The organism is Rhizorhapis sp. SPR117 (assembly GCF_021742065.1).
Window position 1 is genome coordinate 16,796 of the sequence record NZ_JAKKIE010000031.1, and the last position, 14,036, is coordinate 30,831.

15 protein-coding genes and 1 pseudogene are annotated in these 14,036 nt (G+C 57.4%); 10 read left to right on the top strand and 6 right to left on the bottom strand.

All coding sequences use genetic code 11. The annotated features are described in order from the left end of the window. Positions 1–17: 17 nt before the first annotated feature. A complete protein-coding gene (locus L3X40_RS12860; protein WP_237365970.1) occupies positions 18–713 on the bottom strand; it encodes an endonuclease/exonuclease/phosphatase family protein in 696 nt (231 codons plus the stop codon). Positions 714–816: 103 nt separating this feature from the next. Between L3X40_RS12860 and radA the strand changes: the two genes are divergently transcribed. Genes radA through L3X40_RS12885 form a run of 5 tightly spaced genes read left to right on the top strand, consistent with a single transcriptional unit; the run spans position 817 to position 5,293 of the window. Then, positions 817–2,184 (top strand): DNA repair protein RadA, encoded by a 1,368-nt coding sequence (gene radA, locus L3X40_RS12865; protein ID WP_237365971.1) that lies wholly within the window; start codon positions 817–819, stop codon positions 2,182–2,184. Between the two features lie 10 nt (positions 2,185–2,194). Continuing rightward, the gene (locus L3X40_RS12870; protein WP_237365972.1) at positions 2,195–2,719 is read left to right on the top strand and encodes a CvpA family protein; all 525 of its coding nucleotides are present in this window, start codon (positions 2,195–2,197) and stop codon (positions 2,717–2,719) included. Further along, positions 2,716–3,165, top strand: coding sequence for an iron-sulfur cluster assembly scaffold protein (locus L3X40_RS12875; protein ID WP_237365973.1), 450 nt, complete (start codon positions 2,716–2,718; stop codon positions 3,163–3,165). Before L3X40_RS12870 ends, L3X40_RS12875 begins: the two co-directional genes overlap by 4 nt. Then, positions 3,162–4,970: a cation:proton antiporter domain-containing protein gene (locus tag L3X40_RS12880; protein ID WP_445177188.1), complete on the top strand. Its 1,809-nt coding sequence runs from the start codon at positions 3,162–3,164 to the stop codon at positions 4,968–4,970. Before L3X40_RS12875 ends, L3X40_RS12880 begins: the two co-directional genes overlap by 4 nt. Continuing rightward, positions 4,967–5,293: a DUF423 domain-containing protein gene (locus L3X40_RS12885; RefSeq protein WP_237365974.1), complete on the top strand. Its 327-nt coding sequence runs from the start codon at positions 4,967–4,969 to the stop codon at positions 5,291–5,293. The genes L3X40_RS12880 and L3X40_RS12885 overlap by 4 nt, the downstream gene beginning before the upstream one ends. Positions 5,294–5,306: 13 nt before the next feature. Here L3X40_RS12885 and aroB read toward each other — a convergent pair whose 3' ends face one another. Both aroB and L3X40_RS12895 read right to left on the bottom strand, forming a co-directional pair. Beyond that, positions 5,307–6,410: a 3-dehydroquinate synthase gene (gene aroB, locus L3X40_RS12890; RefSeq protein ID WP_237365975.1), complete on the bottom strand. Its 1,104-nt coding sequence runs from the start codon at positions 6,408–6,410 to the stop codon at positions 5,307–5,309. Then, a complete protein-coding gene (locus L3X40_RS12895) occupies positions 6,401–6,946 on the bottom strand; it encodes a shikimate kinase (RefSeq protein WP_237365976.1) in 546 nt (181 codons plus the stop codon). Before L3X40_RS12895 ends, aroB begins: the two co-directional genes overlap by 10 nt. 270 nt (positions 6,947–7,216) lie before the next feature. On the opposite strand from L3X40_RS12895, the gene L3X40_RS12900 reads away from it, so the two are divergent. From L3X40_RS12900 to L3X40_RS12910, 3 genes are read left to right on the top strand one after another with little or no spacing between them, the layout of a single operon-like run. Then, a complete protein-coding gene (locus L3X40_RS12900; protein ID WP_445177189.1) occupies positions 7,217–9,016 on the top strand; it encodes a hypothetical protein in 1,800 nt (599 codons plus the stop codon). A 22-nt stretch (positions 9,017–9,038) separates the two neighbouring features. Beyond that, complete coding sequence (locus L3X40_RS12905) at positions 9,039–9,935, top strand: tyrosine recombinase (protein ID WP_237365978.1); 897 nt, start codon at positions 9,039–9,041, stop codon at positions 9,933–9,935. 11 nt (positions 9,936–9,946) lie between these two features. After that, entirely contained in the window at positions 9,947–10,891 is a 945-nt protein-coding gene (locus L3X40_RS12910; protein WP_237365979.1) for an acetyl-CoA carboxylase carboxyltransferase subunit alpha, read from the top strand. A gap of 475 nt (positions 10,892–11,366) precedes the next feature. Here L3X40_RS12910 and L3X40_RS12915 read toward each other — a convergent pair whose 3' ends face one another. Together L3X40_RS12915 and L3X40_RS12920 are read right to left on the bottom strand one after the other, a co-directional pair. Then, entirely contained in the window at positions 11,367–11,525 is a 159-nt protein-coding gene (locus tag L3X40_RS12915) for a Flp family type IVb pilin (protein ID WP_237365980.1), read from the bottom strand. Positions 11,526–11,651: 126 nt separating this feature from the next. Further along, complete coding sequence (locus L3X40_RS12920; protein WP_237365981.1) at positions 11,652–11,813, bottom strand: Flp family type IVb pilin; 162 nt, start codon at positions 11,811–11,813, stop codon at positions 11,652–11,654. A gap of 73 nt (positions 11,814–11,886) precedes the next feature. Here L3X40_RS12920 and L3X40_RS12925 point away from each other — a divergent pair, with 73 nt between their 5' ends. After that, on the top strand, positions 11,887–12,312 hold the full coding sequence (locus tag L3X40_RS12925; protein WP_237365982.1) for a (deoxy)nucleoside triphosphate pyrophosphohydrolase: 426 nt from the start codon (positions 11,887–11,889) through the stop codon (positions 12,310–12,312). 15 nt (positions 12,313–12,327) lie between these two features. Here L3X40_RS12925 and L3X40_RS12930 read toward each other — a convergent pair whose 3' ends face one another. Further along, entirely contained in the window at positions 12,328–13,185 is an 858-nt protein-coding gene (locus L3X40_RS12930) for a class I SAM-dependent methyltransferase (protein ID WP_237365983.1), read from the bottom strand. A 45-nt stretch (positions 13,186–13,230) separates the two neighbouring features. Between L3X40_RS12930 and L3X40_RS12935 the strand changes: the two are divergent. Next, positions 13,231–14,032 (top strand): annotated as a pseudogene (locus L3X40_RS12935) (double zinc ribbon domain-containing protein). Positions 14,033–14,036: the final 4 nt, after the last annotated feature.

A 14,036-nucleotide genomic window follows, 5' to 3' on the forward strand; every position in this document is an offset into this window, starting at 1 on the left:
GTCGAGTAAAAGGGCTGTCAGACCAGCTCCAATTCTGCCCAGATGGGTAGATGGTCAGATGCCTTGCGCGCTGACGGGCTGTCATGAACGCCGCAGTTTGTTACGGCAAGTTGGCCGCAATGCATGATCCGGTCAAGTTGCGCCACTGGCCGGCGCGCATGAAAGCTTTTCCCGCAATGGGCGAAATTGAAATGATGCCGAAAGTCGCGCAGGCATCCGCTCTGGGCGCTCCATTCATTCAGATCGCCCATCAAAACGGTTGGGGATGCATCGTCATGTCCCGTGGCTCGCGCGATAACCGCCGCCGCCTGCCTGCGTCGCCACAACCCCGAAAGATCCAGATGCATCCCGAATATGCGCAACGACTGGTCGTCAATTGCAACCTCCGCCATCACCGCACCGCGCGGTTCCAGATAGGGGATATGAAGTATGTCATGCTCGATGATCCTGACTGATTTGCGCACCAATATGGCATTGCCGTGCCACCCCATACTATCGGTCTGGATATCCAGCGGCACCGCCTTGTAATCACTATGTAATTCCAAAAGGTGGGGAGGGATAGCGGATATGCGGGGACCAAAGCGCCGGTCGGCTTCCTGCAAGGCGATAACATCCGCGTCCATTTGGTGTAGCACATCCAATATGCGTTCCGGATTCCGTCGGCGATCGGTGCCGATGGCCCGGTGCATATTATAGCTGGCAACCTTGATCATGCCCTTTATTTCCTGCTCTTCATCGATTGGCGCAAGGATTTAACACCGGAACCGCCAATATTTTCCCCCTAGCGTTCCCTCTATGTTCTGATACATCCGAATCATGGCCAAGGCGAAGAAGAAATATGTCTGTCAGAAATGCGGATCGGTGTCGTATCGCTGGCAAGGGCAGTGCGATGATTGTGGTGAGTGGAACAGCCTGATCGAAGAAGCGACTGAAACCGTTTTTAGTGCACGGCACAGTCTGCAATCGGGCGGCCGGTCGGTCGCGCTGGTAGGCCTTGATAGCGACGTGCGCCTGCCACCACGCGAAAAGACAGGGATTGCTGAATTTGACCGGGCGCTTGGCGGTGGATTGGTCGCGGGATCGGCAACATTGATTGGTGGTGATCCCGGCATCGGCAAGTCGACCTTGTTGTTGCAGGCAGCGGCGCTGATGGCGGCGCGAGGGTTGGCCGTCGCCTATATCAGTGGGGAGGAAGCCGCCGATCAGGTGCGTTTGCGCGCGCAGCGGCTGGGGCTTGGAAAGTCTCCGGTGCAGCTCGCCTCGGCAACGTCCGTACGCGATATTCTGACTACGCTGGGGCAAGGCGCGCCGCCGGCATTGCTGGTCATTGATTCGATTCAGACAATGCACAGCGATCTGATCGAAGGCGCACCCGGTACGGTCAGCCAGGTGCGCGCGTCTGCTCAGGAATTGATCCGTTTTGCCAAGGAGCGCGGCACGGCCGTGGTCCTGGTCGGTCATGTCACCAAAGATGGCAGCATCGCGGGGCCGCGTGTTCTGGAACATATGGTCGACACGGTATTGAGCTTTGAAGGGGAGCGCAGCCATCAATATCGTATTTTGCGGGCGAACAAGAATCGATTTGGCGGCACGGATGAAATCGGCGTGTTTTCGATGGAGACGGAAGGGTTGACGGAAGTCGCCAATCCATCGGCGTTATTTCTGACTCATCGTGACGAAAATGTGACCGGCGCGACGGTGTTTCCGGCATTGGAAGGCACGCGGCCCGTATTGGTGGAAATTCAGGCCTTGACGGTGCGACTGGCAAGTGGTGCCACACCGCGTCGCGCTGTGGTCGGATGGGACAGCGGACGGCTGGCGATGATCCTGGCTGTGCTGGAGGCGCGTTGCGGGCTTAATGTGTCGTCTTGTGAGGTTTACCTCAATATTGCGGGCGGTTACCGCATTTCCGACCCGGCGGCCGACCTGGCTGTGGCAGCGGCACTCATTTCGGCGCTTTCCGAACGACCAGTGCCAGGGGACGTGATATTATTTGGAGAAGTCGCCCTGTCCGGCGAAATTCGGCCGGTGGCTCATGCCGCACTTCGTTTGCGCGAATCGGCAAAATTAGGCTTCACCCGTGCTCTCGTGCCAGCTTCCGTGACGGACAAGGCGGCGGACATTTCAACAGCTGGCTTCAGAACGCTCGCGCAATTTGTTGACCATATGCTTGGGCGCGATTAGCGAACGGATCATGACAGCTCTTGATATTATCATTCTGACCCTGATCGGCGGCGGCGCTATTTTTGGGTTTCTGCGCGGTTTTGTAATGGAAACATTATCGCTCATCGCGTGGGTTCTGGCGATATTTGCAATCCGGATGTTTCATACGCCTGCTACGGCATGGCTGATCGGGCCGACAGGAACTGAATCGGGTGCAGCGGTACTGGCGTTTATTCTGGTATTCGGCATCACATTTACGGCGGGGAAATTTCTGGCCCGATCATTGGGCGCCCGGACGCGCCAGTCCATCCTGGGACCTGTGGACCGTTTGCTTGGGCTTGGTTTCGGGGCTCTCAAGGGTCTGATTGGCGCCACGTTGCTATTCATGTTGGCGAGTCTGGTTTATGATACCATATATGGCGGCGCGGCCAAGCGCCCCGAATGGATGACGGCATCGCGCAGCTATCCGTTACTCAGCGCCAGCGGCAAGGCCATGAGCGAATTTGTCGCCGAACAACGGGGCAAGCCCGCTAATGAGGGTGATGCGACCGAATGAATGCACCGCTTTATAACAGGGATATCTTGCGACTTGCCGCGTCGATTCCACATCATCAGCGGTTGATCGATCCTCAGGCCAGCGTAGTAAAGCGCTCAATGACCTGCGGAAGCCGCGTGATTGCCGACGTTCGGGTCGATGCCAGAGCATGCCTTATCGATCTTGGTCTGGAAGTGCGTGCCTGTGCTTTGGGTCAGGCATCCGCGTCGCTGATGGCGTCCCATGCAATAGGCAAATCGCTGGAGGAATTGGTAGCCGCCCGCGATGCGTTGGCGGACTGGCTGGCGGGGCAGGGCGATACTCTCGATTCCACTCCGGATTTCTGGCCCGGATTCGATCTTATCACACCAGCCCGCAATTATCCCGCACGCCATCCCTCGATCCGGTTGGGGTTTGAAGCGGTAGCGGAAGCTATGGCCATCGCCGCCGGGCAGAGCGCACCGTGAAGCCCGCATTGGCGCAAGCCGCGAGCGCGACTGATATTCTGCTAACGGACGGAGTGATCCTGCTCGGCGTGGCGCTGATTTTCGTCATGCTATTCCGCCGCCTCGGCCTTGGCGCGGTGCTGGGCTATCTGATTGCGGGCGCGCTGGTAGGGCCACAGGGCCTTGGGCTTGTGGGCGACGCGCAATCGAAGCTAGCCATTGCGGAAATTGGCATTGTCCTGCTGCTTTTTCTTGTCGGACTGGAGCTTAACCCCCAGCGATTGTGGCGATTGAAACGCGACATATTCGCCTTGGGTTTGGTGCAGGTCACGCTCTGCGGTGCTGCGCTGACGGCAATCATCTATTATTCCACACAATTCAGTTGGGGCGCCGCGATTGCCCTTGGCCTGCCGCTCGGTTTGTCATCGACGGCGCAGGTCTTGCCAAGCCTTAAGAGCAGCGGCCGGATCAACTCACCTTTTGGTGAAAAGGCTTTTTCAATCCTGCTGTTTCAGGATTTGTCCATCGTACCACTGATCACCATCGTTGCAGCTTTGTCGCGCAATCCCGCCGATGCGCTGGGACCGCCGGGATGGCAGCTTGCACTCTACACAGTCGCGGCGATAGCCGGGCTGGTGCTGGCGGGAAAGTTCATCCTCAATCCATTATTGAAGCTGGCAGGCAGGCTGGGCGAGCGTGAATTATTCATTGTCGTTGGGCTATTCACGGTTCTCGCCAGTGCCGCATTGATGCATTCTCTGCACCTTTCAACCGCTCTGGGCGCTTTCGTCGCGGGCGTCATGCTGGCCGATTCTCCTTATCGACATGAGATCGAATCCGATGTGGAGCCATTCCGTTCCATCTTGCTGGGGCTGTTCTTTCTTGCAGTGGGTATGGTGCTCGATGTGCACGCCATTCTGGCCAGTCCTCTTTTTATCTTCACCATGGCCGCCGCTCTTGTCGCAACGAAGGTCGGCATCATTTTCGTGCTGGGCCGCGTGTTTGGGATGGAAACCAAACAGGCATTCGCCCTGGGTCTGCTGCTTAGTCAGGGCGGTGAATTCGGTTTTGTCCTCTTTACCCAGGCGCAACATGCCCTGCTTATCGCGCCGCAGGCCGCCAGTATGTTCAGCGCGATCGTCACCATATCCATGGCGACAACGCCGTTCCTGTTGCTGCTTGCCCGCAAGCTGGAATTTGCGAGGCCATCGAATGAAGAGGAACCTGCGGGACCCGACGAAGCAGTGCAAGGTAGCGCGCTTGTCATCGGTTATGGGCGCTTTGGACAGACGGTTGCACAGATGCTGATGGGTCATGGTTGCGGCGTTACCCTGATCGACAGAAAGCCTGCGCAGATTGAAATGAGCAGCCAGTTCAACATGAAGGTCTATTATGGCGATGGCACCCGTGTAGATCTTTTGCGGCGTGCGGGTGGAGAAAAAGTACGTATTATCGCCTTTTGCATCGATGGAAATGGGCTTGATACTGCAACGCTTCGCCAGGTGACGGAAGCCTTTCCGCAAGCGGCGATATTTGTACGCGCCTATGATCGGCAACATTTGTTGCGACTTGGCGGGATGGATATTGCCGGGGTGGTACGTGAGGTATTCGAATCGGCAATTTCCATGGGGACTCAGGCGATGAAGGCACTGGGTCTGCCGGATAAAGAGATCACCGAAGTGGTACGCCGCTACCGGGAAAATGACCGGCAAAGACTGGACGCACAGGATGCAGCGGGGACTTTGCATGCGGCCAAGGATCTGATGTTTCGTCCCGGCCATAGTATGCGCGCATCCGATGGCGGTTTTGAAGGAGAAAGCGGATGATTGCGTTCTTTGCGGCCTTGTCCGCTGCGATTGCGGTTGGAGCGGGCGCATTTGGCGCTCATGGCGCGCCAAATGCTGAAGCAAGCGATTGGCTGAAGACCGGGGGCATGTACCAGCTTGTTCATGCGGTTGCGGCGCTGGCGATTTTGCAATTCGCGCGCGGTCCGGCCATCATGTTGTTGGTCGGCGGTGCGATTTTTGCGCTGACGCTGTACGCCATGGCTTGGGGAGCGCCACGCTGGTTCGGCGCAATTACGCCGATTGGCGGAAGCTTACTGATCATCGGTTGGCTTTGGACTGCCTGGATTGCATTCAAGTCTTGATACATCGACAGGTTTAGCGCGTTTCTTCATCCAGAAATGCGGCCACGTCCTTCAGGTCGACATCCTTGGCAAGAAATGTCTGACCAATGCCTCGCGCCAGAAGGAAGGGCAGCTTGCCGCCTGCCATTTTCTTGTCATGCAGCATATGTTCTACGAGAATTTCTCCCGGCGCCGAGACATGCGCACCTGCAAGGTCATGGGGTAGTCCAACCGAAGCCAGATGCGTGCTGACGCGCGCCGCATCCTCCATACTGCAATGGCCCATGCGCGCCGAAAAGCGGAAAGCCAAGGCCATGCCTGCGGCTACGGCTTCACCATGTAGCAGCGTGCTGGAAAAGCCGGTTTCGGCCTCCAGCGCATGTCCAAAGGTATGGCCCAGATTCAAAAGCGCTCGGCGGCCGCTGGTTTCGCGTTCGTCCTCTCCAACGATCGCGGCCTTGGCCCTGACGCTTTTTTCAATGGCAGTCATTCGGGCGACCATGTCGCCTGCGATCAGTGCCGGACCGTTTGCTTCACACCATGCAAAGAAATCCGCATTGTTGATCAGGCCGTATTTGACGACCTCTGCATAGCCTGCGGCCAGTTCGCGTGCAGGCAGCGTGTCGAGTGAGGAGGGATCGATCAGTACGAAGGCAGGCTGGTGAAACGCGCCGATCAGATTCTTGCCGGCGCGAGTGTTGATTGCTGTCTTGCCGCCAACTGAACTGTCGACCTGCGCCAGCAGCGTGGTCGGAATCTGTATAAATTGACAACCCCGCTTCAGGATAGCCGCTGCAAAACCAACAAGATCGCCAATCACACCGCCGCCCAACGCAACAATGTGATCGCTCCGTTCGATACCAAGATCAAGCAATTGGTCAGCCAGTTTTGCCAGAGATTCCCAACTTTTTGTGGCTTCCCCACTCGGCAATATTATCGGTTGAACCATGATGTTACCCTGCTGAAGCGCACGGGTCAGGCGAGGCAATTGCGCCGCGGCAACGTTATCATCGGTGACGACAACCAAGCGCTCATTACGCGCAAACCCGGCCAGATGCGCCACCGCCTGGTCGATCGCGCCCTGCGTTACCAATATGTCATAACTGCGCTCACCCAGAGCGACCGGGATTATCGCCATTCTTCCAGCGCCTTCATGATCTTGTCCACCGTCGCATCATGCGGAGCGGTTATGCTTTTTACATGGATTGGGGCAAGCGCATAGATCGGGTTACGCTTTGCCGCCAGCTCCGTCAAAACAGTGCGCGGGTCCTTGCCTGCGAGAAGAGGGCGTCCTTCGCGCCGTGAGACCCGATCTACCAATATGTCGATATCCGCATCGAGCCAGACGGTGACAGCATGCGACAAGATTTCCTCACGCGTATCATCCTGGATGAACGCGCCGCCGCCGGTTGCAATAACCTTTGGTGAGCCATCCATAAGCCGCGCGATCACGCGCCGCTCGCCATCGCGGAAATGTGCTTCGCCGAAACGTTCGAAAATGTCGGCTATGCTCATGCCCGCGGCTTGTACGATTTCATCGTCGGCATCAATGAACGGCAAGCCCAGACGTGCCGCCAACCGCCGTCCCACGGTCGATTTGCCAACACCCATCATACCGATCAACACAATGGGGCAATTGATCGCCGGATTGAAGGATTTCAGGTTTCGTTGCATGGCAGGCGCGGCTATACAGCCCCGAGCCAGTCGGGCAAATCGTCTTTTTATTTGATTGCGCCGTTTGCGGAGGCTGGAAATAGGCCCCCGGTTGGCGGTAGGGAGCGTGTATGAGGAATAGAAGAACAAGCAGTAGCCGCCCGCTCATCATCTGGATTGTCATGATCGCGATTGTGGGCGGTGGGCTCTGGTATCTTTGGTCACGGGGTGGCCAGCAGGAACAGGTTCGCGTTGAAAAACTGATCTCTTCAGACAGGTTTGCGCAATAATATGGCCATGCGCCGTCGTACAAAACATTGGCTTTTCGCCGGGTTGGCGACTGTGGCGCTTGCCATTCCGGCGATTGGGCAGGATGCGCCTGAATCGCTGTTGCCGCCCGGTTTTGGCGAAGCCGTGCCATCCGATGGAACACCGCTTTCGCTGCCCCCATCGCAGGGCGAAAAGCCTGCACCACCATCGGAAGCGACAGCCTCTCTTCCAGAGATTTTGCTTAATGAGGGCGACGACCAGAAGGATGGCGAAGAGGAAGATATAGAGCTTGCACGAAGCAAGATGGACTTGCCTGCCGCGGCACGCCGCTCGCTGGACCGCATCGGTGTCATAACGCCGCGCAGGCACGGGCTTGCACCAGATGCCTTTGGCGAGGCTGATGGCGGCTATCTGGTGGCGCTGATGAAAAAGACTCAGGCGCCCATCATTTCGCGTTGGGCGTCCATCCTACTGCGGCGAACGCTTTTATCAGCTACCGATACACCCGCCCACGTGAATGGTGCGGATTGGGCCGCCGAGCGAGCCTGGCTGCTCCTGCGGATGGGAGAGGCCGATGCCGCCCGCATGATGGTGCAGAGCGTCGATGTCGTTGATTATACGCCTCGTCTGTTCGCCATTGCCATGCAGACCTATTTGGCGACCGCTGATCCCGCCGGCCTTTGTCCGCTGACAGGATTGGCGCTGCGCGTCAGCAAAGAACCGGGTTGGAATCTGAGCCGTGCCATTTGCGCGTCGCTTTCAGGTGATCAGAGTATGGCCAGCGCTTTGTTGGACGAAGCGGCACGGCGCAGAACGGCGCGCGGCATTGATTTTCATCTGGCGGAAAAAGTGGTGGGCGCAGGGCTGAACAGCCGTCGTTCGGTGAACATCGAATGGGAAGGCGTTGATCGGATAACCGCCTGGCGTTTCGGCATGGCGACGGCAACCGCGGTGGAAATACCCGACAGGCTTTGGCGCGGCGTAAGCCCGCATGTTCAGGCATGGAAGGCCCGCGCGGCGTTGTTGCCGATGGAGTCGCGTCTTGGTTCGGTCAATATGGCCGCGCGTCTCGGGGTGTTTTCCAACGCCGCTCTTGTCGATTTTTACGGCCGCCTTGGTGAACAGGAAGGCGCCGACACAAGCGAGGGCGTGCGGGCCATGCGCACCGCCTATACCGGCGAAGATATGGCGCAGCGACTGACGGCAATGCACAGTTTCTGGACGAAGGAAGACAAGCCTGATTACGCAGGATATGTCGCCATGGCTCGCGCCGCTGCGCGCCTGCCGGTCAGTTCAGAGGTCGGTGAGGACATAGCGCCACTTATTGCGTCGATGCTTGCCGCCGGACTTGATCGCAACGCGGTGGCATGGAGTGAAGTTGCCGGGAAGATGAGCGGTCAAGCAGGTGAAGATGCGTGGGCCATGCTGGCGCTTGGATCACCGCGGCCGCGCGTGGATACGGGCTATAATCGGGTCGATCAGTATAAGGGGAGGGATGAAAGCGTGAATTTCATCAAATCCCGTATGCTGGTTGCGGGACTTGCCGGATTGGGACGTATGAACCGCGCAGATATGACGAAAATCGCGCCTGAAATTGGCTTGCGTCCAGGCTATTCATCGCGCTGGACCCGGGCGATAGACGCTGCGGCGCAACGCAGGGAGGCGGGGACTGTCGCATTGCTTGCTGCTGTCGGTATGCAGGGCAACAATTGGCACCAGCTTCCGCCGGAACATCTGTTCCATATCGTTTCGGCATTGCGGCGGTCCGGTTTTGAACCCGAAGCGCGGATGATCGCGGCAGAGGCCATCGCGCGCCTTTAGGGTCACAGGGGCATTGGCGGCGATGAACGACATGGACCTGATCGATCGCTTTCTTGAAATGATGGCGGCAGAGCGGGGGGCGGTGCGCAATACGCTGTTTGCTTACCGCACGGATCTTGTTCAGGCGTCCCAACAGCTTGAAGGCAGGCTCGAACATGCCGGGCAGCCCGAACTTTCCGGTTTTGGCGAGCAATGGATGACGCTCGCTGCATCAACTGCTGGACGAAAGGCCTCCGCGCTTCGCCGGTTTTTTGCTTTTCTGCAGGAGGAGGGACTTCGTGCGGACGATCCATCGGCGGCGCTGCCGCGACCGACGCGGAAACGACCACTTCCCAAGCTATTGAGCCATGACGAATTGGAAAGGATGTTCGCGGTCATCGCGGAACGGACCGGACGTGCGATCGAATCACCGCTGGACGCCCGCCTTTCCGCGCTTGTCGAACTGCTTTACGGGTCGGGTTTGCGGGCCAGTGAACTGGTGTCATTACCGCGTAAATCAATCGTGTCGGATCGCCCTTTCCTGATCCTGCGGGGCAAGGGCGGGCGGGAGCGGATGGTGCCGATTTCCGACCGCGCCCGCGCTGCGGTCTTTTTGTGGTCGGAATATGTGCCGGCGGATTCGCCCTGGCTGTTTCCTTCTGGCAAAAGCCATCTCAGCCGTATCCGTCTGTACCAACTGGTGAAGGAACTGGCCGCCGCGGCGGGGATCGCGCCGGAACGGGTAAGCCCCCATGTTCTGCGCCATGCCTTTGCCACGCATTTGCTGGAAGGTGGGGCGGATTTGCGTGCCTTGCAAACCATGCTGGGTCACGCTGACATCGGGACAACCGAAATTTACACGCATGTCGATAGCCGCCGTCTGGTCGAACTGGTCAACGCGCGCCATCCCCTCGTTGACCTGAAGCGTCGAGAGCCTTAACGCCAGCGGCTATGGTAAGTTTTCTCGATTTCGAAAAGCCGATAGCGGCCCTGCAGGCCCGTATCACCGAATTGCGCGAAACCGCTGACGAAGGCGCGCTGGACATCGACGCTGAAATCCAGCGGTTGCAAGCTCGTTCGGACAAGATGCTGGCCGATACCTATGCGAAGCTTTCGCCTTGGCAGAAGACGCAGGTGGCGCGGCATCCCGAACGGCCCCATTTCAAACATTATGTCGCGGGTATTTTCGAGGAATTCATTCCTTTGGCCGGGGACCGAGCCTTTGGTGATGATCAGGCGATTCTCGGCGGTTTTGCGCGATTGGGAAAGCGTCGGGTGATGGTGATCGGCCATGAAAAGGGCGATGACACCGCAAGCCGTCTCAAACATAATTTCGGGATGGGCAAGCCAGAGGGTTATCGCAAGGCGATCCGTCTGATGCAGCTTGCCGACCGGTTCGGCTTGCCAGTGGTGACGCTCGTGGACACATCTGGCGCTTTTCCAGGCGTTCAGGCGGAAGAACGCGGGCAAGCCGAAGCCATTGCGAGATCGACCGAACAATGCCTCGCGCTTGGTGTGCCGATGGTTGCCGCGATTGTGGGAGAGGGGGGCTCAGGCGGTGCGGTGGCCTTGGCCGCTGCCAATCGTGTATTGATGTTCGAACATGCCGTTTATTCAGTCATATCGCCTGAAGGTTGTGCCTCGATTCTCTGGCGGACGGCCGAAAAGGCCAGCGAGGCTGCTGCTGCGATGCAAATTACAGCCAATGATCTGCTGGGACAGGGCGTCATTGATCGAATCGTGAAGGAACCGGTTGGCGGCGCACATCGTGATCCGGCGACGGCCATCAAGACTCTGGGGAGTGCTATTGCCGAGGAACTGGATCAGCTTTCACGTCAACCCCGGGACAAATTGCGCATCGCACGGCAGGACAAGTTTCTGGCAATGGGCACCTGACATATTGAGGCAGGTTTCGTCCTGGTATGGTGGAATCGAAGTTTTCAATATTAAAGATCGTCACCCTGAACTTGATTGGCAATTGTGCCCTTGAAACATGTAGCCAATCTCCCTCTCCCCTGTGGGGATCGTTGCATAATTTCATTTTACCGTCATCCCCGCGAAGGCGGGGATCCATTTCCTGATCTAACCGCTTGATTTACGTTGGGAGATGGGTTCCCGCCTTCGCGGGAACGACGAAAATCAGGAAATGCACGAATTATGCAATAGTCCCTTCAGGGGGAGGGGCTATGATGGCGAGCCCAGCCTATTTGTCGCAACGGTATGATTCCCTGCGCAGGCAGCATGACGATATCTTATGTGACAAAATTCAGCTTCACATGACTAGGCACCAGATCATGCTCTTCTGACATAAAAAAGGCGGCGGAACCTGTCGTTCCACCGCCTTTTTTGTTTTTGGACGTGTCAGACGCTATTAAAGCTTCGTGGACACGTTGTTGAAGGTAGCGCCCAGCTTCGTACCCAAGCTGGACATCGCGGTGATGGCAGCAACGGCGATCAGGGCTGCGATCAGGCCATATTCAATAGCGGTCGCGCCCTTGTTGTCAGCGAAAATCTTGCGAATATATTGCATAGTCGGTCTCCTTGGTTTCAAGCTTCAATTTACCCGGCTTCCTGGATTCCCAGGCTAGCATTTGCAGAAATAGGAGATTGAGGTTGACAAAGATTTAACGCGAGACCGAATTTGTTTCGTTAACCTTCAATTGTCTTCGACCGCATTGCTGATGTTACTCCACATCGCTAATGTTTTAGTTCCCAAGCTCGCGATAGCGCCCATGGCGGCGAGAACGATGAGCGCGCAGATCAGGCCATATTCGACAGCCGTTGCGCCTTTGTCGGAACCCGACAATTTTCTCAGCATTCGGATCATCAAAAACCCCATTTCACAATGCGTCTATGGTGACTCATAGTATGGGTGTCGTTAACAAAGGTTTATGAACGACATTTTTGCGGTTTCCCGCTCATCCTTGCTCCATGTTGTGGCGGTTGCGCTGATCGATGCGGACGGACGCATTCTTCTGCAGCAGCGCCCACCGGGAAAGGCGATGGCGGGCCTGTGGGAATTCCCCGGCGGCAAGATAGAACCGGGCGAAACCCCCGAAGCAGCCCTTGTGCGCGAATTGCAGGAGGAGCTTGGCATCGATACGCATGTAAGCTGCCTTGCGCCCGCTGCATTTGCCAGCGACACCTTGGGTGACAGACACCTGTTGCTGTTACTTTATATATGCCGGAAATGGTCGGGCACTATTGTCCCGACCCAAGCGAGCGCGCTGAAGTGGGTTCGGCCGGTACAGATGCATGCTCTGGACATGCCGCCCGCGGATAAACCGCTGATCGGTCTGCTCGACGCTTTGTTGTAATAGCCGCTTTCGGGTTCAACGCTTGCTCTTCAAAGCCTCGGTCAAGGAAATGGTGGCACTGCCCCGACGCGCTGCTTTGGGTTGGCTTGGATCTGGCGCCCAGCCACTCATATAGATGACGCTGAAACTTTCCGTCGTTTTTCCATCGGCATCGGCCGCATTTGCGAAGACGCTTGCCGCGCGCCCTAGCTGTTCGCGCGTCATATGTGGTGGGCGGGATGACAGCAGGTTGGACGCACCCATGCCACGCAGATCCGCCATCAACGAAAAAATACTGAAATACCGGACATTCAGAATGTCGCTATCAGCGACCGGCATGGCAAAGCCGGCGCGGCTGAGAAGGTCGCCGGCGGATCGCACATCAATTTGTGGATGAATGTGCTGCGCAGGGCGCTCTCCGTCTCCGACCAATAAGGCTCTACGTAATGCCGGAAGCGAACCGGCCCCCGAAAAGGCAGCAAGAAAGAGTCCGTCGGGACGTAAAATCCGTCGGATCAGGATCAGCGCGCCGGGAAGGTCATTGACGCTGTCAAGGGTTCCACAAGCGATGACGAGGTCGAAACAGGCATCTGCAAAGGGCAAGGCATCTTCATCCGCCTGCACCCCATTGGTCGCGCGCGCATTGGTAATGCCCGGATCGGTGCATAAGACCGTCATTCCAATCGCCGCCAGCGATTCGCGGAGGAATGGGGTCGGGCAGCCGATCAGCAGAACCCGGTCAAAACTCCTTTTTACATCGCGCAGCCTGTCGAGCAGTTCCTCTGCCATATAGCGGTAGAGAAAATCATGTTCGGCAAAATTCCGGGCTGCACGGTCGCGCCGCATCCGGCGCAGACGGCGATCGAAAATCTCATGATTGTTGGTCGTCGGCATCACAGTCGGGCTTGTGCATCGCGTGGGGACATAGGACAAGGGGCTATGAATAGGGGGCCTGTGAACATATTGCGCGCGTTGGGGACCCGGCTTGTGGATTTTGCTTTGCCGCCACGATGTCCAGGCTGTGGTGTCATTACAGCAGAGCACCAGCAATTCTGCCTGTCGTGCTGGGGGAAAATGGAGTTCCTTGGAACACCCTGCTGTAATAGCTGCGGGCTGCCATTTGCTTTTGAACAGCCGGAAAACAGCCGCTGCGGCGCATGTCTGGCGCATCCTCCGGCGCATGACCGCGCGCGCTGTGCTGGCCTATGGGGATATAGCCCGTACAGTCGCGCTGAAGTTGAAATATGGGCGCAGGATAGGCTTGGCGCGCTTGATCGCACGCCATATGGAACGGCATGTTCAGCCTGAAAAGCGAACGGAAATGCTGCTTGTTCCTGTGCCGTTGCATCGCTGGCGTTTGGGGTGGCGGGGTTTCAACCAATCCGCCTTGATAGCGCGAGCGCTGGGTCAATCCTTGGGATTGCCGGTGGAGTTAGAGATTTTGCAGCGGATCAAAAGCACGCCGCCGCTTCGTGGGATGAACCCGTCACAGCGCATGAAAACGCTCAGCGGAGCCTTTCAAGTGGCAAGGAAATCCCGCAGCGAACTGCTTGGAAAGACGGTGGTTCTGGTCGATGATGTCTATACCAGTGGTGCCACGGCCAATAGTTGTGCAAAAGTTCTCAAGCGTGGCGGGGCTGCGTCGGTGCACATCCTCTGTTGGGCGAGAGTCCTGCGCGAAGAGCCTGCCACGCTGATTGACAATCATGGCGCCCATGCCAATCTCGGTATGAAGGAGTGAAGGA

Bases quoted from the DNA above. Each gene is read 5' to 3' on its own strand.
- L3X40_RS12860 (WP_237365970.1), bottom strand. From the start codon at position 713: ATGATCAAGGTTGCCAGCTATAATATGCACCGGGCCATCGGCACCGAT.
- L3X40_RS12875 (WP_237365973.1), top strand. From the start codon at position 2,716: ATGAATGCACCGCTTTATAACAGGGATATCTTGCGACTTGCCGCGTCG.
- L3X40_RS12895 (WP_237365976.1), bottom strand. From the start codon at position 6,946: ATGCAACGAAACCTGAAATCCTTCAATCCGGCGATCAATTGCCCCATT.
- L3X40_RS12905 (WP_237365978.1), top strand. From the start codon at position 9,039: ATGAACGACATGGACCTGATCGATCGCTTTCTTGAAATGATGGCGGCA.
- L3X40_RS12910 (WP_237365979.1), top strand. From the start codon at position 9,947: ATGGTAAGTTTTCTCGATTTCGAAAAGCCGATAGCGGCCCTGCAGGCC.
- L3X40_RS12870 (WP_237365972.1), top strand. From the start codon at position 2,195: ATGACAGCTCTTGATATTATCATTCTGACCCTGATCGGCGGCGGCGCT.
- L3X40_RS12885 (WP_237365974.1), top strand. From the start codon at position 4,967: ATGATTGCGTTCTTTGCGGCCTTGTCCGCTGCGATTGCGGTTGGAGCG.
- L3X40_RS12925 (WP_237365982.1), top strand. From the start codon at position 11,887: ATGAACGACATTTTTGCGGTTTCCCGCTCATCCTTGCTCCATGTTGTG.
- L3X40_RS12930 (WP_237365983.1), bottom strand. From the start codon at position 13,185: ATGCCGACGACCAACAATCATGAGATTTTCGATCGCCGTCTGCGCCGG.
- radA (WP_237365971.1), top strand. From the start codon at position 817: ATGGCCAAGGCGAAGAAGAAATATGTCTGTCAGAAATGCGGATCGGTG.
- L3X40_RS12920 (WP_237365981.1), bottom strand. From the start codon at position 11,813: ATGCTGAGAAAATTGTCGGGTTCCGACAAAGGCGCAACGGCTGTCGAA.
- L3X40_RS12915 (WP_237365980.1), bottom strand. From the start codon at position 11,525: ATGCAATATATTCGCAAGATTTTCGCTGACAACAAGGGCGCGACCGCT.
- L3X40_RS12900 (WP_445177189.1), top strand. From the start codon at position 7,217: ATGGCCATGCGCCGTCGTACAAAACATTGGCTTTTCGCCGGGTTGGCG.
- aroB (WP_237365975.1), bottom strand. From the start codon at position 6,410: ATGGCGATAATCCCGGTCGCTCTGGGTGAGCGCAGTTATGACATATTG.